The sequence below is a fragment of the Chitinophaga sp. 22308 genome (assembly GCF_052045305.1).
Lineage (GTDB): Bacteria > Bacteroidota > Bacteroidia > Chitinophagales > Chitinophagaceae > Chitinophaga > Chitinophaga varians_A.
Genome location: NZ_JBQEOP010000023.1, coordinates 1 through 655, shown reverse-complemented (window position 1 = coordinate 655; position 655 = coordinate 1). Strand labels below are relative to the sequence as shown.

1 protein-coding gene is annotated in these 655 nt (G+C 57.4%); it reads right to left on the bottom strand.

Annotation, left to right across the window (positions count from 1 at the left end; genetic code table 11):
* Positions 1 to 655 (bottom strand): AMP-binding protein (locus ACTJJS_RS33505; protein WP_440668405.1); only part of this gene is annotated, 655 nt, incomplete at both ends.

Below are 655 nucleotides of genomic sequence, written 5' to 3'. Positions count from 1 at the left end.
CCGGGCAACATGGCTGGGTTCAGATCGGCGGACAATAACGCCCGCAACTCGTCAGGCGCATAACGTTTGCCGGTATAGTAACACAACAGCTCCTGGCGGAAGTCTTCGCCCGTATGCACCACCAGCTCGGTGCGCAGGACACCTTCCTGTTGCAGCACCGCTGCACGCACCTGCTCCAGTTCTATACGCACCCCGTTGATCTTCACCTGCTCGTCACGGCGCCCCAGGATCTCCAGGCGGCCGTCATTGCGGTAGCGGCCCAGGTCACCGGTGCGCCATACCCTGTCCGCTTCGTTGCCGTCCAACGGGTTGGCCACCAGGTAATGTTCGTTAAGCGATGTGTCGATGTAGCCTTTGCTGATAAAAGGGCTTTTGATATATACCTCTCCCATCTCGCCGGGCGCACAGATATGATGGGCGCTGTTCACCACCGCCACCAGCGTATCTGATACAGGTAATCCTACCGGCAGCACTTCTCCAGCCTGCCAGTCCCAGCTCTCAATATGAAAACAGGTTTTTAATATAGTCGTCTCCGTTAAGCCGTAAAGGTTCGATAACCGCGCAGCGGTGCCATTGGCGGCCTTCCAGTTCAATACGTCACGCCCGTATAAACGTTCTCCTGCCAGTACCACGTAACGCAGGCCGGCAAGCGGAG